The sequence below is a fragment of the Kumtagia sp. genome (assembly GCF_059502445.1).
Map to the genome: position 1 here is coordinate 25,723 of NZ_JCACER010000012.1, position 23,130 is coordinate 48,852.

General features: G+C 67.2%; 27 protein-coding genes. All 27 read right to left on the reverse strand.

Going from position 1 to position 23,130, the window contains the following annotated elements:
* Nucleotides 1-26: 26 nt before the first annotated feature.
* The 27 genes from fliQ to flgB all read right to left on the reverse strand — a co-directional run bounded on the left by fliQ (nt 27) and on the right by flgB (nt 23,095).
* Nucleotides 27-293 (reverse strand): flagellar biosynthesis protein FliQ, encoded by a 267-nt coding sequence (fliQ, locus tag AC5JDC_RS05690; protein ID WP_106771417.1) that lies wholly within the window; start codon nt 291-293, stop codon nt 27-29.
* Nucleotides 294-302: 9 nt separating this feature from the next.
* Nucleotides 303-710 (reverse strand): flagellar hook assembly protein FlgD, encoded by a 408-nt coding sequence (gene flgD / locus AC5JDC_RS05695; RefSeq protein WP_106771416.1) that lies wholly within the window; start codon nt 708-710, stop codon nt 303-305.
* A 4-nt stretch (nt 711-714) separates the two neighbouring features.
* On the reverse strand, nt 715-1,152 hold the full coding sequence (gene flbT, locus AC5JDC_RS05700; protein ID WP_106771415.1) for a flagellar biosynthesis repressor FlbT: 438 nt from the start codon (nt 1,150-1,152) through the stop codon (nt 715-717).
* Nucleotides 1,149-1,496: a flagellar biosynthesis regulator FlaF gene (gene flaF / locus AC5JDC_RS05705; RefSeq protein WP_106771414.1), complete on the reverse strand. Its 348-nt coding sequence runs from the start codon at nt 1,494-1,496 to the stop codon at nt 1,149-1,151. Before flaF ends, flbT begins: the two co-directional genes overlap by 4 nt.
* A gap of 20 nt (nt 1,497-1,516) precedes the next feature.
* Nucleotides 1,517-2,566 carry a flagellar hook-associated family protein gene (locus tag AC5JDC_RS05710; RefSeq protein WP_495839917.1) on the reverse strand — a complete coding sequence of 350 codons (1,050 nt, stop codon included), beginning with the start codon at nt 2,564-2,566 and terminating at the stop codon, nt 1,517-1,519.
* A gap of 2 nt (nt 2,567-2,568) precedes the next feature.
* Nucleotides 2,569-4,020 carry a flagellar hook-associated protein FlgK gene (flgK, locus tag AC5JDC_RS05715; RefSeq protein WP_495839919.1) on the reverse strand — a complete coding sequence of 484 codons (1,452 nt, stop codon included), beginning with the start codon at nt 4,018-4,020 and terminating at the stop codon, nt 2,569-2,571.
* Nucleotides 4,021-4,079: 59 nt separating this feature from the next.
* A complete protein-coding gene (locus AC5JDC_RS05720) occupies nt 4,080-5,339 on the reverse strand; it encodes a flagellar hook protein FlgE (protein ID WP_495839921.1) in 1,260 nt (419 codons plus the stop codon).
* Between the two features lie 87 nt (nt 5,340-5,426).
* Complete coding sequence (locus tag AC5JDC_RS05725) at nt 5,427-6,092, reverse strand: response regulator transcription factor (RefSeq protein ID WP_495839923.1); 666 nt, start codon at nt 6,090-6,092, stop codon at nt 5,427-5,429.
* 225 nt (nt 6,093-6,317) lie between these two features.
* On the reverse strand, nt 6,318-6,911 hold the full coding sequence (locus AC5JDC_RS05730) for a transglycosylase SLT domain-containing protein (RefSeq protein WP_106771409.1): 594 nt from the start codon (nt 6,909-6,911) through the stop codon (nt 6,318-6,320).
* Complete coding sequence (gene fliK / locus AC5JDC_RS05735; protein ID WP_495839925.1) at nt 6,835-8,421, reverse strand: flagellar hook-length control protein FliK; 1,587 nt, start codon at nt 8,419-8,421, stop codon at nt 6,835-6,837. The genes AC5JDC_RS05730 and fliK overlap by 77 nt, the downstream gene beginning before the upstream one ends.
* Nucleotides 8,418-9,779 (reverse strand): MotC family chemotaxis protein, encoded by a 1,362-nt coding sequence (locus AC5JDC_RS05740; protein ID WP_495839927.1) that lies wholly within the window; start codon nt 9,777-9,779, stop codon nt 8,418-8,420. The genes fliK and AC5JDC_RS05740 overlap by 4 nt, the downstream gene beginning before the upstream one ends.
* The gene (locus tag AC5JDC_RS05745; RefSeq protein WP_495839929.1) at nt 9,776-11,002 is read right to left on the reverse strand and encodes a MotB family protein; all 1,227 of its coding nucleotides are present in this window, start codon (nt 11,000-11,002) and stop codon (nt 9,776-9,778) included. The genes AC5JDC_RS05740 and AC5JDC_RS05745 overlap by 4 nt, the downstream gene beginning before the upstream one ends.
* Complete coding sequence (locus AC5JDC_RS05750; RefSeq protein ID WP_495839931.1) at nt 10,999-11,628, reverse strand: hypothetical protein; 630 nt, start codon at nt 11,626-11,628, stop codon at nt 10,999-11,001. Before AC5JDC_RS05750 ends, AC5JDC_RS05745 begins: the two co-directional genes overlap by 4 nt.
* Nucleotides 11,628-13,262 (reverse strand): flagellar basal-body MS-ring/collar protein FliF, encoded by a 1,635-nt coding sequence (fliF, locus tag AC5JDC_RS05755; protein ID WP_495839933.1) that lies wholly within the window; start codon nt 13,260-13,262, stop codon nt 11,628-11,630. Before fliF ends, AC5JDC_RS05750 begins: the two co-directional genes overlap by 1 nt.
* A gap of 130 nt (nt 13,263-13,392) precedes the next feature.
* Nucleotides 13,393-14,388: a flagellin N-terminal helical domain-containing protein gene (locus tag AC5JDC_RS05760; protein ID WP_495839935.1), complete on the reverse strand. Its 996-nt coding sequence runs from the start codon at nt 14,386-14,388 to the stop codon at nt 13,393-13,395.
* A 206-nt stretch (nt 14,389-14,594) separates the two neighbouring features.
* Nucleotides 14,595-15,584 (reverse strand): flagellin N-terminal helical domain-containing protein, encoded by a 990-nt coding sequence (locus tag AC5JDC_RS05765; protein ID WP_106771404.1) that lies wholly within the window; start codon nt 15,582-15,584, stop codon nt 14,595-14,597.
* A 301-nt stretch (nt 15,585-15,885) separates the two neighbouring features.
* Nucleotides 15,886-16,872, reverse strand: a complete 987-nt coding sequence (locus AC5JDC_RS05770) for a flagellin N-terminal helical domain-containing protein (protein ID WP_495839937.1) — start codon at nt 16,870-16,872, stop codon at nt 15,886-15,888.
* Nucleotides 16,873-17,053: 181 nt separating this feature from the next.
* Nucleotides 17,054-17,785, reverse strand: a complete 732-nt coding sequence (gene fliP / locus AC5JDC_RS05775) for a flagellar type III secretion system pore protein FliP (protein ID WP_106771402.1) — start codon at nt 17,783-17,785, stop codon at nt 17,054-17,056.
* Nucleotides 17,782-18,282 carry a flagellar basal body-associated FliL family protein gene (locus AC5JDC_RS05780; protein WP_495839939.1) on the reverse strand — a complete coding sequence of 167 codons (501 nt, stop codon included), beginning with the start codon at nt 18,280-18,282 and terminating at the stop codon, nt 17,782-17,784. Before AC5JDC_RS05780 ends, fliP begins: the two co-directional genes overlap by 4 nt.
* A gap of 11 nt (nt 18,283-18,293) precedes the next feature.
* The gene (flgH, locus tag AC5JDC_RS05785; RefSeq protein WP_106771400.1) at nt 18,294-18,998 is read right to left on the reverse strand and encodes a flagellar basal body L-ring protein FlgH; all 705 of its coding nucleotides are present in this window, start codon (nt 18,996-18,998) and stop codon (nt 18,294-18,296) included.
* Nucleotides 18,995-19,513, reverse strand: coding sequence for a MotE family protein (locus AC5JDC_RS05790; RefSeq protein WP_495839941.1), 519 nt, complete (start codon nt 19,511-19,513; stop codon nt 18,995-18,997). Before AC5JDC_RS05790 ends, flgH begins: the two co-directional genes overlap by 4 nt.
* Nucleotides 19,514-19,523: 10 nt before the next feature.
* Entirely contained in the window at nt 19,524-20,726 is a 1,203-nt protein-coding gene (locus AC5JDC_RS05795) for a flagellar basal body P-ring protein FlgI (RefSeq protein ID WP_495839943.1), read from the reverse strand.
* Nucleotides 20,726-21,181: a flagellar basal body P-ring formation chaperone FlgA gene (flgA, locus tag AC5JDC_RS05800; RefSeq protein ID WP_495839945.1), complete on the reverse strand. Its 456-nt coding sequence runs from the start codon at nt 21,179-21,181 to the stop codon at nt 20,726-20,728. Before flgA ends, AC5JDC_RS05795 begins: the two co-directional genes overlap by 1 nt.
* Before the next feature lie 4 nt (nt 21,182-21,185).
* Nucleotides 21,186-21,974: a flagellar basal-body rod protein FlgG gene (gene flgG / locus AC5JDC_RS05805; RefSeq protein WP_106771396.1), complete on the reverse strand. Its 789-nt coding sequence runs from the start codon at nt 21,972-21,974 to the stop codon at nt 21,186-21,188.
* 11 nt (nt 21,975-21,985) lie between these two features.
* A complete protein-coding gene (fliE, locus tag AC5JDC_RS05810; protein ID WP_495839948.1) occupies nt 21,986-22,294 on the reverse strand; it encodes a flagellar hook-basal body complex protein FliE in 309 nt (102 codons plus the stop codon).
* A complete protein-coding gene (gene flgC, locus AC5JDC_RS05815; protein WP_495839950.1) occupies nt 22,291-22,710 on the reverse strand; it encodes a flagellar basal body rod protein FlgC in 420 nt (139 codons plus the stop codon). The genes fliE and flgC overlap by 4 nt, the downstream gene beginning before the upstream one ends.
* A gap of 4 nt (nt 22,711-22,714) precedes the next feature.
* Nucleotides 22,715-23,095, reverse strand: coding sequence for a flagellar basal body rod protein FlgB (gene flgB, locus AC5JDC_RS05820; protein WP_495839952.1), 381 nt, complete (start codon nt 23,093-23,095; stop codon nt 22,715-22,717).
* Between the last annotated feature and the right edge of the window lie 35 nt (nt 23,096-23,130).

Genomic DNA, 23,130 nt, shown 5'->3' on the forward strand with positions numbered 1-23,130 from the left:
AGCTTGTGCGAGGGTGGGCGGTCCCGTCAGAACCCCGTCTCGATGCGCTCGAAGATCACGTTGGCGAAGGCCGAGATCTGGCCGCCGATGAAAGGCCCGGTCAGTGCGATCACCAGCAGGATGGCGACGATCTTGGGAACGAAGGTGAGCGTGATCTCCTGGATCTGCGTCAGCGCCTGGACGAGCGCGATGCCCATGCCGACGACCATGGCGACGCCGACGGCCGGGCCGCAGGCCGTCAGCACGGTCCAGATGGCGAACTGGACGATGTCGAGCGCGTCGGCCTCGTTCACGCGTGCGGCTCACGAACCTTGCGAAATGACGATGCCGGGGCCGACGGTGACCTGCTTGCCGCCTTCCAGCACGGCGACGGCGCCGTTGGAGGTCAGGCGCACTTCCTGCACGACGCCGCTGGTCTTGCCGTCCGCGGAGGTGACGGTCCTGCCGATCAGGGCGTCGGCCTGGGCAAGCGTGGACGCCTGCAGCAACTGGTCGAGGCGGTTGTTGATCTGCACGGACTGCTCGACCTGCGAGAACGCGGCGAGCTGGGCCACGTACTGGGTGGAGTCCATCGGATTGGTCGGATCCTGGTTCTTCATCTCGGCGACGAGCAGCCGCAGGAAGGACTGGTAGTCGACCGCCGTCTTCGACGCCGAATCGGTTGTGGTCGTCGTGCTGTTCTGCTGAACGGAGTTGACCGCCGTGACCATCGCCTCAACCTCCCGCCGCGACCAGCCGCAGGGGCTGCCCGACGTCGTTGGTGTTTCCCATCGCGGCGGCTTCCAGGCCGTAGAGCGAGCGGATCGTCTTCAGCGCCTCGAACACCGAGCCTTCGCTGACCAGCGCATCCACCTGCTTGAGGGCGGACGAGATGCGCGCATCGTCGAAGCTGGCGATCAGTAGTGGCAGCGACTTGCGGAACATGTCGCGGGCCTGCTGCGCACCGCTAGGGTCCATCAGCATGACCTGCACCATGAAGTAGAGCTGGCGCAGCGGCGTCGAGGCCTCCGAGACCTGAAGCACGTGGCTTTCGAGCAGGAACTGCACGTCGTTGAGAAGTTCGATCGTCACCTTGCGATCGGCGCGGATCACCGCGCCGTTCAGATAGATCTTCTCGTTAGCCTTGAGCGAGAGCTTCAATGTCGGTTTCATCGTATCCCGTCCCGAATGATCTGCGACACCTCGATCAGTCCGTCGAAATTGTCCGAGCGCCCCTGACGCACTTCCTCGGCCTCGCGCAGCACCCACAAGCCTATGGAGATGAGGTTGGCGCGCAGGTCCTTGGGAAGGGCGTTCTCGGCGCTGCCGAGATCCTCGACGAGGGTCGTCCAAAGGCGGTTGGTGAAATGCAGGGCCTCGATGGCCTTGATCGAATCGGAACCGGCCTGGCGCGCCTCATCGAGCAGGACGATGCAACGGTCCAGCAACTGCCGTTCCCGGTCCCGCGCGTCGGCGACCGAGTCGGTCTGTATGTCGGCATAGGAGAATTGGTACATCTTCTGTCCGTGTTCCGTTCCTAGCTGAGGAAGCGCAGGAGGCTGAGTTGCTGGAAGCGGGCCGTCAGGGCGTAGGACACCTCGACCTGGCCGAGCAGGGCGTCCACGCGGGTCTTGGCTTCATAGGGATCGACGCTGACCAGGTTGCCGATCTGGCGTTCGAACAGGTCGATCTGCACGTTCAGCCGCGCCGTCGCGTCGCTTACGCGCTTCTCGATGAGGCCGGTCGTGGCCTGCAGGTCGGCGATGCTGCCGACCGCCTCCGACACGAGCGTGAAGGCGCGGTCGATCAGCGCCTGCCGTGCGCCCGGCCCGAGATTGCCGTCGAACAGGTCGGTGATGGTGGCGGCCGCCATGGCGAGCTTGCGCATGCCGACGTCGTTGGCGCTCACGGAGGTCTCGGTCGTCTCGGTCAGCGTCACCCGGCTGACGATCTTCTGGTCCGTGGCTGACGACCAGTTGGCCTCCCAGCCGCCGCCGAGAAACTGCGGCTCCACGGCGCTGGCGAGGAAGCCGTCCATCTCGGCCGCGGTGATCGAGGCCGTGGCCGGATCGGTTTTCGGGAAGCCGAAATGCGCCTGGAAGGCGGCGTCGAAGGCGGCCTTGGCGCCCGAGCCCGGGGCGGTGAAGTCGTCGATCGGCGTCACGTCGGTATTGGTGCCGGCGAAGATGTGCTCGCCATTGTAGCTGGTGTTCAGGATGCCGGTGAGCTGATCCAGCATTGTCCGGGCGCTGGCCTGCGTGACATTGCCGAGCGCGTCGCCCGAGCTGCTGGTGGTCAGCGTCGACAGGAAGGTCTGGGAGGCCTCGGCGATCTGCTTCAGCGCATCCTGGGTTATCTTCAGCCGGCCGGAGATCAGGCTGTTGGAATCGACGATGCCCTGCATGCGTTCGAAGTCGCGCGTCAGCGATACCGTCCGGGCGGTTCCCGCGCCGAGGGCAAGCCCGGTGTCGGCGACCTTGCCGGTCTGCAGTTCCTTCTGCGCCCTGGTGAGTTCCATCTGGGCCCGGACCAGCGAGAAGCGTAGGGACTGAGAAAGGGCGGCGGTGGAGACGGAGGTCGTCTTCATGGCTATCTCACCGCCGCAAGGAGCGAGGCCAGCATGTCGTCGATCACCTTCATCAGCCGGGCGGAGGCATCGAAGGAATGCTCCAGCTCGAGCAGCAGCGCCATTTCGGTGTTGACGTCGACGGCGGTGGCGTTGGAGAGGGCTTCACGCGTGCGGACGGCCAGCGCCTCCTTCTGCTCGGCTGCTGCCGAGGCGTCCTGCCGGACGGCCTGGAACCAGCCGACCGCGGCGGTCGAGAAACTGCTGAGGCTAAGCGTCGTCGCCAGCCCGGCGGCGCTGTCGAACTGCATCGGCCGGTCCATGCGGTCGCCATAGTCGATCAGCAGGTCGGCGTAGCCGGCGCCGCCGGAGGTGTTGACGACATAAGCCGCGCCGTTGGCGCCGCCGTCGCGCAGCAGTTCCGGATTGCCGCCGGCGCTGGAATCGAAGGCCGCGTTGATGCGGATCGCGCCTGCGAGCCCGTCGACCAGCGTTCCTTCGGCCGGGACGGCGGGGGCTCCGGACCAGGTGAACAGGCCGGCGGCGGCCGGCACGCCCGTTCCGGTCTCGGCGAAGGCGGTGATCAGGCCGCGCGCCATCTCGTCGAGCTGGGCCTGCATCAGCGGCGCCACGCCGTCGCGCAACTGGACGAGGCCGGCGATCTTGCCGGACGCGTCGGTGTTACCGCCGGCGCCGAGGTTGATCGGCACGCCGTCGATATAGACCGGGTTTCCGGCCGAACCGGCGCCGTAGGAGGTGGCCGGCTCGAAGGAGACGGTGCGCGGCACCTTCTCGAACAGGGTCGCGCCGTCCCTGGTCATCAGCACCATGTCGTTGTCGTTGCGCGACAGGGTGGAGAGCGGCACGTAGTCGGAAATCTTCTTCAGCAGCGCATCGCGCCGGTCGAGGGCGTCGGCCACGTCGCGCCCGGCGCGCGTGCCGATGACCACCGTGTCGTTGGCTTCCTTGAACTGCGTCAGCAATCCGTTCAGCTCGTTCACCGCGCCGGCGATCTCGCCGTCGACGTCGACCCGGAAAGCCTGGATCGAAGCGGTGCCGGCATTCAGCGTGCGCACGACCTGCCGTGCGGCGTCGACAGCGTTCTCGCCGATGCTGCGGTTGGACGGCGAGGCCGAGTAGGTCTGCAGCGCTTCCTGGAACTTGCCCAGGACGGTCGCCGCGGAGGAGCCGTTGTCGACCCCGTTGATCGCGATCTCGAGGCGCTCGAGCCCGTCATAGAGCGTGCCCTGGGCGCTCCATGCCGACAGGGCGGCAAGGTTCTGCTTGAACAGCTGCTCGTTGGTGGCGCGCTGGACGTCGACGCGCGATCCGGGGGCGAGGCTGGAAAGCGTCGCCACGCGGCGCGTGTAGTCCGGATTGTTCTGCTCCTGGATGTTCCGCGAAACGACGCTCGTCTGGCGCCCGGTGTTGAGCAGGGAGGATTGGGCGATGTTGAGGGCGGTGGAAAGCGACATACCTGCTGACTTTCAGGCGACCGGAGCGGCGTTCGCGGCGACGCCCCTCGCGGCCGGCCTTACCTCTTGAGATTGACGAGAACGTCCATCAGATCGGCGCCCGTCTGGAACACCTTGGAATTCGCGGTGTAGCTGCGCTGCGACTCGATCATGTTGGTCAGCTCCTCGGCGATGTCGACGTTCGAGCTTTCGAGCGCGCCCGAAACGATCGAGCCGCGCGAGCTCTCGCCGGGGAAACCGACTTCCGGCGTGCCGGAGAGCGGGCTTTCGGCGAACACGTTGCCGGCGAGAACCTGCAACTGGTCCGGACTCTGCACCGTCGCCACGGGGATGCGGTAGAGCTGCTTGATCGAGCCGTCGCCGTACTGGGCGTAGACGATGCCGTCGTTGCCGATCTGCACCGTGTCGATCGCGCTCGGCGCCGAGCCGTCGAGCTTCGCGGTGCTGACCGAGTACTGCTGGCCGAGCTGCTTCATGCCCGACAGGTCGATGGCGAGGCTGGCGCCACCGGGAACGTCGAGCGTGATGCTCGTCTGGCTGGTGCCTGTCAGCTTGCCGGTGGTGCCGTCGAAGGTGAGCGTCTGTGTCGCCAGAGCCGGCTGGCCGTAAGGGAACGAGGTGTTCGCCGCGGCATCCGCCTGGTTGTAGATGGCGACCTCCCATGTGTTCTCGCCGGTCCTGGTGCTGTAGACGTCGAGCAGCACCTCCCGCCCGAGATTGTCATAGGCGAGCAGCGAGGACTTCGCGGTATGTTTCGCGCCGCTGCCATTCTCCGAGGGCAGGTCGTCCGGATCGACGATGTCGGCGCTGGCCGGCAGGGTGGCGCTGAAGATGCCGGTGCGGCTGGGGCTCGCCGTGATCTCGTTGAGCTTTACGTTCACCGGCTCGAGGCCGCCGAACCCGTTGGCGTTGGCGCTCGGCGTGCCGTTGGCGTAGCTGTAGCCCATCAGGACGAAGCCGGCCGCATTGACCAGCCGGCCCTGGTCGTCCGGGGTGAAGGCGCCGGCCCGCGTCATGAAGGATTGGCCCGAGTCGTCCTGGACGATGAAGAAGCCGTTGCCGTTGATGGCAAGGTCGGTTCCCGAATTGGTGAAGCGCAGATCCCCCTGCTGCGAGACGGCGTTGCGCACGACCGTGGTCACGCCGCCGGAGGCGTAGTTGCCGCCGGCCGAGGGGATGACCAGCGACGAGAATTCCGTGCTCGAACGCTTGTAGCCGGTGGTGTTGGCATTGGCGATGTTGTCGGCTACCGAGGAGAGGCGGTTGGCCTGCGCGTTCATTCCCGACACGCCGGTCCGCATCATTCCGTAGAGGCTCATCGGAAGGTCTCCTCAAGATTCAGGCTTCGACAGAGGCTAACCGCGCTGTCTTGCGCGAGGCTGTCGGCGCGGCCCGGGCCGATGCCGTCAGGCGACCAGCCGGTAGCCGAGGAAGCGCTTGGAATCGATCGGATCGAAGCCGAGCCTCTCGCGCAGCTTCTTGCGCAGCTTGCTGATGTGGCTCTCCACGACGTTCTCCTCGACGTCGTTGTCGAACAGCCCGTAAATGGCGTTGAACACCTGCGTCTTGGTGACCCGGCGGCCGTTGTTGGAGGCCAGGTATTCGAGGATGCGCCGTTCGCGGCGCGGCAGCGGCAGGGGCTCGCCGTCGATCTCGGGATCGCGCCCATCCATGAAGATGCGCATGCGGCCGGCCACTTCCGGCTCCTTCTCGTCCTCGGCGCGGCGGCGGATGGCGGCGATGCGCGCCAGGATCTCGCGGATATGGACCGGCTTGCGGACCACGTCGTCGACACCCGACTCGAAGAGCCGCAGCGTGTTCTCCAGCGAATGCTGATCGCTGAGCGCGATCACCGGCGCGCGGGTGCGGTCGCGGATCGATCGCGGCGACACCGGTTGTCCGCAATCGCCGATGAGGACGGCCCGTACCGACCTCAGATCCTCATCCGCGGCGCTGGAGACCCATTCCCCGAACTCGCTCGATCTGAACCCCGTTGTGGCAACGCCTTCGCGGTAGAACAGCGAAGAATAGCCCTCAGTGACGAGCTTCCGCTCGTCCACGATCACGATCATCGGCCCGCCTCCGAATCATTCGTAGTGAACTGGTGAACGAGGGGTAAACGCGACGGCGTCGCCCGAAAAACCATGATTTCTTGTGGATGGTTTCTTGGGAGTCGGAACGCGCGAAAGTTGTACCCTGCGGTCGAGGGTTGCGGGAGAGAGGATGGCGGCCGCGGTGGTGGCCGGCAGTCCGCGACGTCAGGGTCGGCGCGACATGTCGGCCAGTATGAACTACTACTAGTTGCAGAATGTCCGGGCGTTCGGCGTCCACTTTCCGAAGCCGGTGGCGACCATGTTGGCGATGACCCGACAGACATAGCGCTTCTGCGCGGGGTCGTTGTCGGGGCCGGCATGATAGCGGGCGACGGCCATAGACCAGGTCCGATGGCGCGCATGAAGGCTGACCAGGAAGCGCGCGGCGTAGTCGACGTTCTTGCGCGGATCGAGCATGTCGCGGGTGCCGGCGAAGTGCTGCGAATGATAGTGATGATTGATCTGCATGCAGCCGAGATCGATGAGTTTCGCGCCGCCCCGGCGTGCTTCCTCCACGGCGGCGACGGCCTGTTCGCGGCTGCCGGGAAAGACGGCTTTTCCTTCTATGTTCAATGCGTTGGGTTGAAGGCTGCCCTTGTTGCCGGTCTCGGTGAGGCCGACGGCATAGAGGATGCCGACCGGCACGCCGTAGCGGTCCGCCGCCCGCAGGATCTCGGGTTCGCAGGCATTGGCCGGAGCGGCGGCGGCGGGAAGGCAGGCGCTAGATGTAAAGACCGCGGCCGCCGCCAGGATCGGCCGCAAGCTTGCCGCCAGCCTGGCCGGAACGCTCCGCTCCATGGTCTCCTCCTTGCCGGGAGTTCGATTGCCCGCCGCTACCCGACGACGGGCCTGCATCGGTCGACGGCTGGTCGCGCGCTGGCCCGGACGACACGGGGATGTCCGTCCGGGAATGCGTGGCGATCACAACTGAAGATTGTATTACGGAAACCTGGCCGACGTCGTAGCCCAAGGCTCTGATAGCCTTCTCGATGACGTGTTCCTCGCCCTTGAGATGCTCGCGCGCTTCGGCGCTGGAGGCGGCCAGCTCGATCGTCAGTTGTGCTCCGGATAGGCGCAGGGTGGCCGTCACGACGCCAAGACGGCTCGGATTGAGCTGTATCTGCAGCACTCTCGGCGACACATAAGCGTGAACGGCCTGTGACTGTGTCGCGGACGCAACAGCCGCGGACTGCCAACTTGGCTCGGCAGCGAGAATGGAAGCCACCAGGGATGCCGGAGACGTGGCCTGCGGCGGTCGCCCGGCGAGCATGGCCACCGGCGACCACTGCAATGACGGAGCGGGGGAGACGTCGGAACCGTGTTCCCTGGAGGCGGGCAGGGTATAGTTCGCGGCGGCTGCGGTCAGTTCGGCGGCGAAGGTCGCCCGGCCCGGCTGGGATCGTGCCGGGGCGGGAACGGCGGATGGCTGACCCGGCTCGCCGTCGGCGGTAGTGCTGTTGTGACTGGCGGACACCTCGACGAGCAGGATTTCCCGACGAGATTCGGTCGGCAGGCTTCCGGTCCGTTCCAGACTCTTCCTGTGTTCCGGGGCGCTGTCGCCGCCCGATTGCGGTTCGGTGGCGCGCGTGGCGGTCGTCCTGACATGCCCCGCGCCTGCGGCGGTGGCATCCGCCGGTATCGCGGTGGCGGAGGTTGCCGTCGAGGCGGCGATAGCCTGGACCGCCGTCGCGATCGGAGGAACGTCCTTGGGTGCGGTTTTGCCGGATTGCTCCAAATCCTGCCGGGACTGCGTTTCGCCGTTGTCGGACGGCCGAGCTGCGGTTCGCCTCGGCGTGTCCGCCGGACCACCCGCCACGGTCTCGTCGCCCTGCCGTTGCTGGATAGCGGTGTCACCCGTTTCCGGCCTTGGCGATGCCGAACTCCCTTCTTCGGCGGCTGACGGCTCGGCTGGGCCTGCTTCGTCCCGCAAATCGGTCGACTGCCGTGGCTGATCGATACCGTCCGCCAAGACGCCGACATTTTGGCTTGAAGGCGGAGTCGCGGACATGGCCGGCATCGGCCAGCCAGTCGTCAAGTCGTCTCGCGGCAGGGTTCTGTCCTGCGGCTCGGACCCGTCGGCACGGTCCCTGCGAGCGACACGCCGCTCCAGCGGGGTATTTTCCTGCCGACCGGAGCCTGCCGCCGGTGGCGGCTCGCCATCCGCGCGGGCGGCCTTGCGGGGCTCGGGCTTGGCCGCGTCGCCTGCTTCCAGAAGGACGCGAAAAACGTCGCCGCGTCCGGGAGCAGCGGGGCGATGCGCCTGCCTCGGCTTCGGCAAGCTGGCGTCGAGCGTTTCCGTCGTTCTCAATCCGTGGCTCCCGCCAGCAAGGCATCGATCTCCGCCAATCTCTTGCGTCCTTCGGCAAGGGTCGGATCGGCTGGTTCTTCCGGTGCGACCGCGGTCGCCGGTGCTTCGGCCGCCATTGTCGGTGCCGGTGCAGGTGTGGGCGCTTCGACAGCGCGCGGCATATCGGAGACGGGCGGCATCGCGGGCTCCTCGTCCGCCACGGCGGCCGCAACCGGTATGTCGGGGTCCGGTTCGGCGAGCTCCGCCGGTGCGGATATCTGAGCCGTTCCCTCGGCGGCTGGCGGCTTGGCCGCTTTCGTTGCCGCGGGCTTTTGCGGCGCCGGCTTGCCGACGATCTCGTCGCTGACGGCAAGCACGGCTTCCAGGAGCTTGCGGTCTCCATCGGAAAGCTTGCCGCGATCTATGCCGGCAAGCCTCGCCCTGATGGTTTCGGCCGGCTCGCTGGCTACACCGGTGAGGCTCGAATAGAGGAGCAGGCGCGGGTCCTGAGGCTCCTCGGTGGGCACGTCGATGGCGGCCGCTTTGGCGGCGGCGAAGTTGGAAAGCTCCACCAGCCCGTCGATGGCGGCGCGGCGCGCGATCCTGAGATAGACCACCTTGCGCTGTTCCGGATTCATGAACGCCGCCACGGCCTCGACCGCGTCGAGATCGACGGTGTCGTGCAGCGTGACGACGCCCGAGACGAAGGCATCGGCGAACTGGCTGGCATAGGGGGAGCGGATATAGCCGCGCACATATTGGCCGGCGGCCTGGACGAACCGGCCGGAGTCTCCCGTTGTCGCCGCCAGGGCGACGGAACGGCGCAGCGCCGCCTCTTCGACCAGCGTGCCCGGAGACAGCAGCCGTGCCTGGTCGAACAGCCCGAGGGCGCTGCGCGGATCCTCCAGCGACGTCAGCGAGCCCTTCAGCAGCGCCAGGAAGGCGCCGATCTCGGCCGGTTCGCGCATCGGCTCGATCGGCTTCAGCGCCGCTGCGGCCGAGCGGGTGCCGCCGTTGAGATAGCCGATGATGCCGGCAGCGATGCGGCCGTCCCGCTCGCCGAGATGCAGCCGCTCCAGGATGGACTGCAACGTCGCCGGATTGCCGCCGCTCATCGCGTAGATCAGCATGGCCTGGACGTTGACGGGCTGCATCAGTTCGGCCGCGCTCGCCGTGCGCAGGCGCCGGTCGATCATCTCGAGCAGGCGGCGCTGGATCGGCAGCGCCGCATGGTCGCCGGTCGCGACGCGGTCCTGCACGTGCTGGAGCGAACGCACCATCTGGTATGGCTCGAGCTCGCCCGCCGGGGCTGCGCCGGCGGCGCCTGCCAGATGCGCGGCGGCGAGCAGCGCTGCCGCGAAAGCCGGCGCCGCCTTCATCCGCCGATCTCGAGCAGGATCTCGATGCGGCGGTTGGCGGCGGCGAGCGGTGTGGACGGGTCCTTCGGCTTGCGGTCGGCGAAGCCGGCCACCTCGGTGATGCGCTTCTCGTCGAGGCCGGCGCGCACAAGCATGTAATAGGCCGAATGGGCGCGCGCGGTGGACAGCCGCCAGTTGTCGTAGCCGCTTCCCCTGTAGGGGCGGGCGTCGGTATGGCCAGCGATGGTCACCCGGCCGGCCTGGTTGCCGATCGCCTTGCCGATCTTCTCCATGGCGAGCACGAGCTCGCGGCGCGGCATCGCCGAGCCGATCTCGAACATGCCGAAATCGAGCTGGTCGGTGACCGACACCTGCACACCCTTGTCGGTCGCCACCACCGTGATGCCGTCCTTCATCTTGTCGCCCGGCAGCAGCGCCCGGGCGAGCTCCTGGCGGATGCGGTCGGCGGTCGCGCGCGCCTCCGCCGTGGGAGCCGGCGGCAGTTCGGGCTTGTCGGTCTTTTCCCGCCCTTCGGCCTTGGCTTGTTCAGCCTGCTCGGGCGTAGCGGGCGAATGCGGCTGCGCGTCTGCCGCTCCTGCCTCGCTCAGGCCGTCGCCGGCGCTTTCTCCGGTGCCGCCTTCGACCGTCCGCTCCGGCTCGGCGCTCGCCTCGGCCTCGCTCGGCAGGGCCACCTGCTGCGACCAGAAATCCGGCGCGAAGGGGTCGCGATAGGCTTCGCCGCCGGAAGCGCCGGTGGCCGGGCCGGCAAGCTGCGCGCCGCCGTCGCCCTTGTCGCTGATGTTCTGCTTGATGCCGGTGTCCGAAGCGATCTCCGCCAGCACCGCATAGGGATCGGCGAAGAGTTTCTCGTCCGCCTCCTTCTTGATATCGGAACTGTCGACGGTGCCCTCGTTGGAGGACGGGCCGGACTTCGCGGCGCCGCCCTTGGTCTCCGGCTTCTCCGTCTCGGGCGCCGTCTGCTCCGAACCTTCGCCGACCTCCTCCAGGCTCTTGCGGGTGGCGTTGCGGTCGACCAGCTTGACAGGATTGAAGTAGCTGGCGACCGCTGCCTTGGTCTGCTCGTTCGAGGCGTTGATCAGCCACATGACCAGGAAGAAGCACATCATCGCCGTCATGAAGTCGGCGAAGGCGATCTTCCAGACGCCGCCGTGGTGATCGTCGTCATGGTCGCCATGCGCACGGCGCACGATGACGATCTCGCGATTGGGTTCGCCGGCGCTCACGACAGCACCTCCGACAGGATCGCCGACCACTCGGACAGGCGGGTTTCGAAGACGGTGCCGTCGATGGTGACGGAAAGGTCGAAGCCGTCGGCCTCGACGTGGTGGAGGCTGGCGGCATGGCCGGCGAGTGCCGTGCTCAGGCCGGAGAACAGCGACTGCGGGCCGCGCACCTCGATGCGCACCGCATCCGCGTCGTCGACCGCCGCCGCGATCGCCTTGGCGAGGCTGTCGAGCGATCGGCGCTGGAGGTCGCCGCTGAGGATGCCGCCGAGCAGACGGGCGACCGCCGCCGAGACGTGCTCGCCGACGCCGCGCTCGATCTCGGCGAGCCTGGCGGCGATGGTTGCACCGGCTTCGTCCCCGAAGGATCTTGCCAGAGCCTGAAGCTCTTCGGCGTAACGCTTGCGTTCCGCCTGCAGGGCCGCCTCGTGCTCGGCGGCAAGCCGCGCCGCCAGTGCCTCCTCCGCGCGCGCCACCGCGGCGCGGATCATCCCCTCGATGTCGACAGCCGGAGGCTGCGGCGGCGAGGCGGGCCTGTGCACCGTATCGGGCGTGCGTGCCTCGCGTTCGGCGTGGACCGGCGCGCCGAAGTCCGGCAGCGCGTCTATGAGCCTCAGCGCCGCCATCAGCCCGCCGCTTCCGGGTTGGCCCATTTGCGCAGGATGAGGGCCGTGCGCTCCTCATTGAGATCGACCATGCGGGCCAGCCGCTCCTGCGGCGCGGGCTTCAGCTTCTGGCGCAGGTCGTCGAGCGGCGTCGACCCGCCGCCGCGGCCGGGCAGTGCCGCGACGGCCTCTCCCTGCTCGGGATTGGGAAGCGATCGCTGCACCTCCTCGAAGGACGGGCCGGCGATTGCGGCTGCCGCTCCGGACTTCTGCAGCGCCGAGATCATCGGGCGCAGGCCGAAGAAGGCGAGCAGGAAAACCACGACGATGAAGGCCGCGGCGTTGATCAGCGTGCCGACATGCTGGCCCGCCTTGTCGAGAAGGCCCGGCATGGCGATCTCGCTGCCGTCCAGCCCGTCGATGAATTCGACGGCCGAGACGTTCAGCCTGTCGCCGCGCGCGTCCTCGACGCCGGCGGCGGAGGCCACCAGCTTCTCGATCTCGGCTATGCGCGCGCCGATCCGCTCCGGCGTGGCGCCTTCGCCGAGGACGGCGGCCAGCCGCTGCTGGTTGACGACGACGGCGATCGACAGCCTGGTCAGCGTGTAGCCGTTGCTGGTGGTCGAGATGCGCTTGGAGTTCATCTCGTAGTTGGTGGTCTCTTCCCGGCGCTCGCTCTGTCCCGAGGACTGCGGGCCCTGGGTCGTCGGCGCCTCGGTCTCTGGCAGGTTCTGGTCGACCGAGGCCGGCGCCGCGGCGGATTGCTGGCTGGTGTTCTCGTTCGAGCGCACGACCTGGACCGAGCGCTCGACCCGCGACTCCGGATCGAAGATCGTCTCCTCGGACTGGCGCAGGTCGGTGTTGACGTCGGCCTTGACGCTGGCGCGGAAGTTGTCGGGGCCGAGATAGGGAGCGAGCGCCCGGCGGATGTTCTCCTCGACCTGCATCTCGATGTCGCGTGCCACCCCCATCGAGCGGCTGACGCTGGAATTCGTCGGATCGTCGCCGACGGCGAGCAGCGTGCCGCTGGAGTCGAGCACGGTGACCTTGTCGACGCCCAGTCCCGGCACGGCCGCGGCCACCAGATGGCGGATGGCGCCGGCGCTGCGCGAGGCGATCAGGTCGGTGGCGCGGATGACCACGGAGGCGGAGGGCTGCTGCTCGTCGCGGCGGAAGCTGGCGCGTTCCGACATGACGATGTGGACGCGTGCCGCCTTGATGCCGCTGATCGACTGGATGGTGCGGGCGATCTCGCCCTCCAGGGCGCGCACGCGCGTCACCTGCTGCATGAAGGAGGTGAGGCCGAGAGAGCCGACATTGTCGAACAGCTCGTAGCCGGCATTGGCACTGGTCGGCAGGCCCTTTTCGGCGAGCAGCATGCGTGCCGCCGCCGTCCGGCCCGCCGGCACGAGCACGGTGGTGCCGTCCGAGGCGACGTCGAAGCCGATGCCGGCCTCGCCGAGCACCAGCCCGATCTGGTTCACGTCGGAGCGCTCGAGGCCGACATAGAGCGTCTCGTAGGCGGGCCGGTTGAGGTAGACGGAGGCGACGCCGAGGACGGCCATGATGAGGACGGTGACGCCCGCCATGATGGCGAGGCGGCGCGGGCCGAACTCCTGCAGGTTGACGACGATCTTCTGGATTTGCTCCGGCACGGATCAAGGGCTCCACACGGCTTTCGCTGGAGGCTATCTGCCGAAGCTTGTGCGAAAATGAAAAGGCCGCGTCGGGAGCCCGAGGCGGCCTTGCAAAGACGAAATGTGACCGCGTGGCGGCCGATCGCCGCTACTGCTGGAAGAGCGACAGCACGCGCTGGGCGTTGGAGTTGGCGATCGACAGCGCCTGGATGCCGAGCTGCTGCTGCACCTGGAGGGCCTGGAGCCTGGTCGATTCCTTGTTCATGTCGGCATCGACGAGCTGGCCGACGCCGCGCTCGATCGAATCCATCAGGCTGGTGGTGAAGGATTTCTGCTGGTCGATCTGTTTCTTGGCGGCGCCGAGGATGACGGCCGCGTCCTGCATCTCGGCGAGTGTCTTGTCGGCCACCTTGATCATCTGGGTGACCTGCGTGTCGGTGAAGCCGACGACGGTCAGGGTCGAGACGGAGTAGCCGTCATTGGCGTTTATCGTACCCGCCGCGGCCGCCGTGGCGGTGTTGGCGCGCACCCCGGTGGTGCCGAGACGGAGGCCTTCGAGGATGCCCTTGTTGACGTTGCTGGTGGCGCCGGCATCGTAGAGCTTGATGTTCTGGACCTGGATCTTGATGGTTCCGAGCGTCACGTTGCCGGAGGCGTCGCGGTTGAAGGCGGACACGATCTGCGCGTCGCTGTGGACGCCGGCCGCCGAATGACCGCCGGCCACGGTGGCGTTCACCGACAGCCAGTTGGCGCCGGAGAAGGTCGCGGCGTCGGCGTAGCTCTTGAGCTGGCCCTGCAGCACGCCGATCTCGGTCTGCAGCTTCTCCTTGTCGGCGGCCGTCGCGCCGGTGGCCGCGACGATCTTGACCTTGATGTCGTTGACGAGATCGATCGCCTTGTTCATGGCCGTGTAGGCGGTATCCACCTTGGAGGCGCCGAGGCCCAGCGCATCCTGCACGGTCGACATGGCGTTGTTGTCCGAGCGCATCGTCGTGGCGATCGACCAGTAGGCGGCGTTGTCGGCGGCCTCGGCGACGCGGAAGCCCGTCGAGATGCGCGCCTGGATGGTCTCGAGCGTCTTGTTGGTCGCATTCAGGCTCTGCAGCGCCGTCAGCGCCGAAGCGTTGGTCATGATGCTCGTCACGAAAGCCACCCCATTTAAACAGCCATCCGAATCAGCATGTTAGCGTATGTGCCGGACGGCCGTAAGGTTCGATTAACCATGATTAATGCGAACATGGTTAATACGGTGTTAAGACGCCGGGCCAGCCGGCTGGGGGAGGCGGAAAACGAAAAGGCCGCGCTCCGGAGGAGCGCGGCCAGCCGATGGTTCGGCGTTTTGGAAGAGCGTCAGCCGCGGAACAGCGACAGGATGGTCTGCGAGTTGCCGTTGGCGATCGACAGCGCCTGAATGCCGAGCTGCTGCTGCACCTGAAGCGCCTGCAGCCTGGTCGATTCCCGGTTCATGTCGGCGTCGACGAGCTGGCCGATGCCGCGGTCGATGGAGTCCATCAGGCTGGCGGTGAAGGTCTTCTGCAGGTCGACGCGGGTCTTGGCGGCGCCGAGATTGGTGGCCGCCGTCGTCATCTCCTTCAGCGCCGCCTCGACCACCGTCAGCATCTTGGTGATCTGCGCGTCGCTGAAATCCTTCACCGACAGGGTCGAGACCGTGTAGGTGTCGGTGGCGGCGTCGGTGCCGGCGGTCGGCGCCGAGGCCGCCGCCTGGCGGGCGCCGGTGGTGCCGAGACGAACGGCGTCGAGGATGCCGTCGGTGGTGCCGTCGGTCGAGCCGGCGTCATAGAGCTTGATGTCCTGCACCTTGACGTCGATGGTCGAGATCGCGGCCGCGCCGGATGCATTGCGGTTGAAGGACGCGACGATCTTGACGTCGTCGAAAGTGCCGGCGGCGGCATGGCCGGAGGTGGTGTCGACCGACAGCCAGTTGGCGCCGGAGAAGGTCGCGGAGTCGGCGTAGCTCTTGAGCTGGCCCTGCAGCGACTTGATCTCGGTGTCGTACTTCTCCTTGTCGGCATCCGAGGCGCCGTTGGCGGCGACCAGTTTGGTCTTGATGTCGTTGACCAGCTCGATCGCCTTGTTCATGCCGGTGTAGGTGGTGTCGATCTTGGAGGCGCCGAGACCGAGCGCATCCTGGACGGTGGACAGCGCCTTGTTGTCGGAGCGCATGGTGGTGGCGATCGACCAGTAGGCGGCGTTGTCGGCCGCCTCGGATACGCGCAGGCCGGTGGCGATGCGGGCCTGGGTGGTCTGGAGGTTCTTGTTGGTCGCGCTGAGCGTCTGCAGCGCGGTCATCGCCGAGACGTTGGTGTTGATGCTGGACATGAGGACTCACCTGTTCGTAGGCAATACTGAACTTGCATACCGGCTCGACCGGTATGACGGTGCGGCATCATGCCAATGATCGTTTCGTGGAGATCAATCCGCCATTCTGACGTTAACTATGATGGGCGATGGCTACCAAAGTCCTAACCGGTATGGTTAATTTTTGGTCACCGTGCCAGCCGGAGAAGGACCGTCAGCCGCGCTCATCCGCAGGCTATTCCGCGGACGCGATGAAACCCGCCAAAAGAGAAAGGCCGCGCCCGGAAGCGCGGCCCCGCTCATGTTGCCTGAGCGGTTCGGTTTAACGGAACAGCGACAGGATGGTCTGCGAGTTGCCGTTGGCGATCGACAGCGCCTGGATGCCGAGCTGCTGCTGCACCTGAAGCGCCTGGAGCCTGGTCGATTCCTTGTTCATGTCGGCGTCGACGAGCTGGCCGATGCCGCGGTCGATGGAGTCCATCAGGCTGGCGGTGAAGGTCTTCTGCAGGTCGACGCGGGTCTTGGCGGCGCCGAGATTGGTGGCCGCCGTCGTCATCTCCTTCAGCGCCGCCTCGACCACCGTCAGCATCTTGGTGATCTGCGCGTCGCTGAAATCCTTCACCGACAGGGTCGAGACCGTGTAGGTGTCGGTGGCGGCGTCGGTGCCGGCGGTCGGCGCCGAGGCCGCCGCCTGGCGGGCGCCGGTGGTGCCGAGACGAACGGCGTCGAGGATGCCGTCGGTGGTGCCGTCGGTCGAGCCGGCGTCATAGAGCTTGATGTCCTGCACCTTGACGTCGATGGTCGAGATCGACGCCGCGCCGGATGCGTTGCGGTTGAAGGAGGCCACGATCTTGACGTCGTCGAAGGTGCCGGCGGCGGCGTGGCCGGAGGTCGTGTCGGTCGACAGCCAGTTGGCGCCCGAGAAGGTCGCGGAATCGGCGTAGCTCTTGAGCTGGCCCTGCAGCGCCTTGATCTCGGTGTCGTACTTCTCCTTGTCGGCGTCCGAGGCGCCGTTGGCAGCGACCAGCTTGGTCTTGATGTCGTTGACCAGCTCGATCGACTTGTTCATGCCGGTGTAGGCGGTGTCGATCTTGGAGGCGCCGAGACCGAGCGCGTCCTGGACTGTGGACAGCGCCTTGTTGTCGGAGCGCATGGTGGTGGCGATCGACCAGTAGGCGGCGTTGTCCGAAGCTTCTGCGACGCGCAGGCCGGTCGAGATGCGGCCCTGGGTGGCCTGGAGGTTCTTGTTGGTCGCGTTGAGCGTCTGCAGCGCGGTCATCGCCGAGACGTTGGTATTGATACTGGACATGAAGGTTTACCTTACTCGTACACAGCACTGAACTTGCATACCGGGGTCGACCGGTATGACGGTGCGGCATCATGCCCATGACCAAAGAAGAAAGATCACCCCGCCATCCCGGAGGGACGATGGCAGGGAGTCCCTACCAAACGCGTAAGCCGGACGGTAAACGCGCGGTAAATGGTTAACGTCAGGTGAAGGATCGGACCAGGCTGCCGACCAGGAGGTTCCAGCCGTCGATCAGCACGAAGAACAGCAGCTTGAAGGGCAGCGATATCACGGTCGGCGGCAGCATCATCATGCCCATGGCCATGGTGATGGTGGCGACGATCAGATCGATCACCAGGAACGGCAGCACGATCAGGAAACCGATCTCGAAGCCGCGCCGGATCTCCGAGATCATGAAGGCGGGGATGAGCACGCGCAGGTCGATGTTCTCGACGTCGACCGTCTGGCCGCGCTCGCGCGCCAGGTCGGCGAACAGGTCGAGGTCCTTGTCGCGGACGTTGCGCACCATGAAGTCGCGGAAGGGCGACGAGATGCGTTCGAACGCCACCGTCTCGTCGATCTCGTTGTTCATCAGCGGCCGGACGCCGTTGTTCCACGCCTGGTCGAAGGTCGGGGCCATCACATAGAAGGTCATGAACAGCGACAGGCTGATCAGGATCAGGTTGGCCGGCGTCGTCTGCAGCCCGATGCCGGCGCGCAGGATGGAAAAGGCGATCACGAAGCGGGTGAAGCTGGTGACCATGATCAGCAGGCCGGGCGCCACCGACAGCACGGTGATCAGCCCGAACATCTGGATGATGTAGCCGATCGTGGTGCCGTCGGCCTGGCCGATGGCGCCGAGGTCGAGCTGCTGCGCGCCGGCCGCGCCGGTCGAGGCGGCGAGCGCCGCGAATATCCAGAACAGACGGGTCATTCGAACAACAGGGTGCGGATCAGGATCTGCCGGACCTGCCCGTCGCTGCGGATGCGGGCGCGTTCCTCGAGGTCGGCCTTCAGGTGCTGGTAGCCGCTGGCGCCCTCGACCTGGTGCATCTTCAGCGTGCGCATGTAGGCGAACAGGTCCTGGTGGATCGCCTCGATGACTTCCGGCGGCGGCTGCGGCGCATCGACGACGAGCGCCAGCTCCATCTGGACCCATACGCTGCTCGGCGCGGCGAGGTTGGTGGTCATGGGTGCAAGCGGCATCAGCACTGGCCTTGCCGGCACGCCCTTGTCGTCAGCGCCTTCCGCGTCCGCATGCGGTGCGGCGGGAGCGCCGGCCGTCTCCTCGTGAGTGGTCGTGGCACCGAGATAGTCGCCGGCGAACCAGCCGCCGCCGATCGCCGTCGCGGTCATCAGCAGCAGGGCGCCAAGCTGCGCCACCAGGGATGGACCCTTGGCCGGTGCCGGACTCTGTTCGATGACCGCCATCGTCGTTCCCGTCAGAAGGGCAGGATCTGGTCGGCGACCTGCTGACCCCAGGCCGGCTGCTGCACTTCCGTCAGGCGGCCACGGCCGCCATAGGAGATGCGGGCCTCGGCGATGCGTTCGTAGGAGATGGTGTTCTCCGGCCCGATGTCCTTCGGCCGCACGATGCCGGCGATGGTGAGCACCCTGAGCTCGGCGTTGACCCTGACCTCCTGCGAGCCGCGGATGAGCAGGTTGCCGTTCGGCATGACGTCGGTCACCACGGCGGCGACGTTGAGCACCATGTCCTCCGAGCGCGCGGTAGCGCCGGTGCTGTCCGTGGACGTGGTGGATTCGACGCTTCCCGTCCCGGCGACCGCGCCGCTGACGCCGTTCCAGTCGCCGGCCAGTCCGATGTCCATGGATCGCTCGGCCCTGCGGCTGCGGTCGGACTCGTTCTTGAAACGGGCGCGGTCGTTGATGCGGATGTTGACCGTCAGGACGTCGCCGACGTCGATCGCCCGCGGATCGGTGAAGAAGCGGCTCTGCCTGTCGTTCCACAAGGAAAAACGCTTGGCCGGCGGCGGCGCGGGCTTGGCGTAGCTGTAGGCCGACTGCGGCGCCACCGCGACGCCGGCGCCGACCGGCGACAGCGCGGGCTCCCGCCCGAGTTCTTTCATATTGTTGGCGCAGCCGGCAAGCAGAACGACGGCGCCGAGGACGGACAATCGTGTCATCATGAGGGATCTTCCCGGCGGGCGGCGCTCGCCATGATGGCGGTGAGCGTCGCGGCTGCCTTGCTGTTCATCTCGTTCATGATGACGCCCGCCTTGCGCGAATCGAGCTTCATCAGGATGCCGGCCGCCAGGCGCGCGTCGAGTTCGGCAAGCCGCTCGGCGGCGGCGTCCGGCTTCATCGTGGCGTAGATCTTCACGACGTCCTCCTGCGCCTTGGCGAGGAAGGTCTCGCGCCGCTTCATCCAGTCCTCGTATTCGCGCCGCTTCTCTTCGAGCCGCCTGATGCGCTCGTCGATGTCGTCCTTGAGCTTCTTCAATTCCATCGCCTGCAGGGAGTAGCGGCGGTCGCGCGCGGCGTCGGCGATGCCGGTGCAGAACTTTTCGATCTCGGAGGCGGATTCCGTGCCCGAGAGCGGGATCGTCTCGGTTGCGGCGGGCACGCTGGCCGCCAGCAGCAGCGCTGCGGCAAGCGCGGCGTTGCGGAGGCCTGCGGTGCGAGGGCGATGCGGTCGGGTCATGGCGCTCCTCCTATTGCAGCACCAGGTCGGCCTGCAGCGCGCCGGCCGACTTGATGCCCTGCAGGATGGCGATGATGCCGTCCGGCTTGACGCCGAGGCGGTTGAGGCCGGCGACCAGGGTCTGCAGGTCCGGCCCGTCCAGCACCGCCACCTGCGCGTCGGGCTGGCCGGCCTCGATGGCGGTGAAGGGTTCGACCGCCGTCTCGCCCTCCGAGAACGGTTCCGGCTGGACGATGCGCGGCGCTTCGGTGATGCGCACGGTAAGCGCACCGTGGCTGACGGCGACCCGCGCGATCCTCACCTGGTTGCCGATGACGATCGTGCCTGTCCGCTCGTCGACGACGACGCGCGCCGGAGCGTCGGCGTCGACGACGAGGTTTTCCAGCTCGGCGAAGAAGCGGGCTGCGGAAATCTTGTCCGGCTTCTTGATGACGACGGTGCGCGAATCCTGCTCGGCGGCGACGCGCCGACCGAAACGCTCCATCGAATAGTCGTTGATGGTGTCGGTCATGCGCACCGCCGTCGAGAAGTCGGCGTTGCGCAGCTGCAGGATCAGCGTGCCGAGGCTGGCGAACGCCGCCTCGACCGCGCGCTCGACGATGGCGCCGTTGGGCACGCGTCCGGCGGTGGGCACGCCCTGCGTCAAAGTCTCGGCCTGCCCCTGCGCGGTGAAGCCGGAGATGAATACCGGACCCTGCGCCACCGCGTAGATCTCGCCGTTGGGAGCCTTGAGCGGCGTCATCACCAGGGTGCCGCCCTGCAGCGAGGTGGCGTCGCCGAGCGACGACACCGACACGTCGATGCGCGCGCCGGGCTGGACGAAAGGCGGCAGGTTGGCGGTGACGATGACGGCCGCCACGTTCTTGGCGCGCGAACGCTCGCCCTCGCTGGCGATGCCGAGATTTTCGAGCATGGCGCGGATCGACTGCTCGGTGAAGGGCGCGTTGCGCAGCCCGTCGCCCGAGCCGTTCAGCCCGATCACCAGGCCGTAGCCGACCAGCTGGTTGTCGCGGCTGCTCTGCAGCTGGGCGATGTCCTTGATGCGTACCGTGGTCAGGCCGCGGCCGTCATAGAGCACGGCCTGGTCGCCCACGCCGCTGTCGGTACCGCCATCGCCGCCCGGGCCGAACCGCCGGCCGGCCCGGCTGTCGTCGGCAGCGGCCGCCTGGCAGGCGAGCAGCGCCGCGAGCGCCAGTGCCAACAGCCGCCGCATCAGCCGCCGACCCTGACGGTGCCGTCGGCCATGACGATGCCCGACACGATCTTGCCGCTGTCGGCGTTGCGCAGCTTGACCATGTCGCCGGCCGCGCCCGCCTGCAGGCTTACCGCGGTCGCCGAAATGCTGAGCCCGCCGGAGACGAACACCATCTCCACCGGCACGCCCTTCTCGACCAGATAGGCTTCGCGCAGCGCGTTCACCTTGACGTAGCGGCCGGGAAGCAGCGTGCGCCTGGCGATCTTGCCCTCGAGGTCGGCCAGCGCCACCACCGCGCCGTCCGGCGCAACCTTGCCCTCGGCGAGGATCACCGTCTTCAAGGCCTCGGCTTCGACCGTCTCGCCGGGATAGATGACGCGGTTCGGCACCAGCACGGCTTCGCCCGCCACGGCTTGCGCGGCGGCGAGCAGCAGTGCCGTGGCAGCGAGAGCGGGAAGCAGCCGGCCGCGCATCGTCTCACCTCAGGTTCTTGGAGACTGTGGCAGCCATCTCGTCGGCGGCCTGGATCACCTTCGAGTTCATCTCATAGGCGCGCTGCGCCGAGATCAGCTCGGTGATCTCCTTGACCGGGTCGACGTTGGAGGCCTCCAGATAGCCTTGCTCGACGGTGGCGAAGCCGGGATCGCCGGGCACCCCGACGATGGCCGCGCCCGAAGCGGGCGTCTCGCGGAAAAGGTTGTCGCCGAGCGCGGCCAGTCCGGACTCGTTGGCAAAATTCGCCAGCGTGAGCTGGCCGAGCAGCTGCAGCTCGATCTGGCCGTCGATGCGCGCGAACACCTGGCCGGACTTGTTGACGATGACGTCGACGGCGTCCGGCGGGACGGTGATCGCCGGCTGCACGGTATAACCGTCGAGCGTCACCAGCTGCCCGGTGGCGTTGGTGTTGAAGGCGCCGGCGCGGGTGTAGAGCGTCTCGCCGTCGGCGCCGTCGATCTGGAACCAGCCGCTGCCGGTCAGCGCCAGGTCGTATCTGTTGCCGGTGTTGGTGAGGCTGCCCTGGATGTGGAGGTTGCGCACCGCCGCGGTTTTGACCCCGAGGCCGATGTTCACCCCCTCCGGCACGATGCTGGCATTGGCGCGGCTCGGCACGCCCTGCAGCCGGTCGACCTGGTAGAGCAGGTCGGTGAACTCGGCGCGGGCGCGCTTGAAGCCGGTGGTGTTGATGTTGGCGATGTTGTTGGCGATGACCTCGAGATTGGTCTGCTGGGCGTTCATGCCGGTGGCGGCGATGGAGAGTGCTCTCATCTTTTCTGCTCCTAGATCGCCATGCGGCTGACTTCGAGATAGGCGGCGACGATCTTGTCGCGGATCGCCACCGCCGCCTGGAACGACTGTTCGGCGCTCATCACCGCGTCGGCGACCTGGCGCATGTCGCCCTTGCCCTGCAGGGCCTCCACCGAAAGCTGCTCGGCCTCGCGCATGCGGCCGACGGTGCGGCCGGCCGTGTCCGAAACCATTTCCGCGAAGGAGACGCCGCCTTCCGCCGTGGTGCCGCCGGACGGGCCGGGACCACCCGTAGTGCCTACCGGGGCGATGAGGCTGAGCGGGCCGATGCCGGTGATCACGATTGCTGCCTCATCAGGTCGATGGTGAGCGAGATGAGCTGGCGCGCCTGCTTGATGACCTGCAGGTTCGCCTCGTAGGAGCGGTTGGCCTCGGTCATGTCGGCCATCTCGATCATGACGTTGACGTTCGGCATCTTGACGTAGCCGCCGTCGTCGGCCGCCTCGTGGCCGGGCATGAACTCGACGGGAAAGTCCGCCTGATCGCGATCGATCTTCACCACCTCGACCAGCGAGCCGCCGCTGGCGCGGTCGAGCTCGGCCGCGAAGCTGATGGTCTTGCGCCGATAGGGGTCGGCACCCGGCGCCTGGCCGGTGGACTGGGCGTTGGCGAGGTTTTCGGAGACGACGCGCAGACGCTCGGACTGCGCGCCAAGGCCGGACGCGGCGACTTTCAGGGTGGCGGTGAGCGCATCCATGCGGTCAGCCCCTCGCGCTCATCAGCATCATGCGGTGGAAGGCCTTGACGATCGCCGTGTTGAGCTCGAAGGAGCGCGCGACCTCTCCGCCCTTCATCAGTTCCTGCTCGAGCACCACCGTGTTGTTGGAGGGCAGGACGACGGTGCTGCGGTCGTCGTCGCGCAGCTTGAAGCTCGCCTGCTCGGCGCCCAGGCCGAAATGACCCTGCTGGGTCGCCGTCAGGCTGACGCCGGTGCGGTCGAGCACCTTGTCGAAGGCTTCGACGTCGACGGCGCGGTAGCCCGGCGTGTTGACGTTGGCGATGTTGCCGGCGACCGCCGCCTGGCGCGCCGAGAGCCATTCGGCTTGCCGGGTGGCGAGGCTGAAGAGGTTGACGGGCTGCATGCACGATATTCCGGATTCCGGGCGGTTGTCCGGAA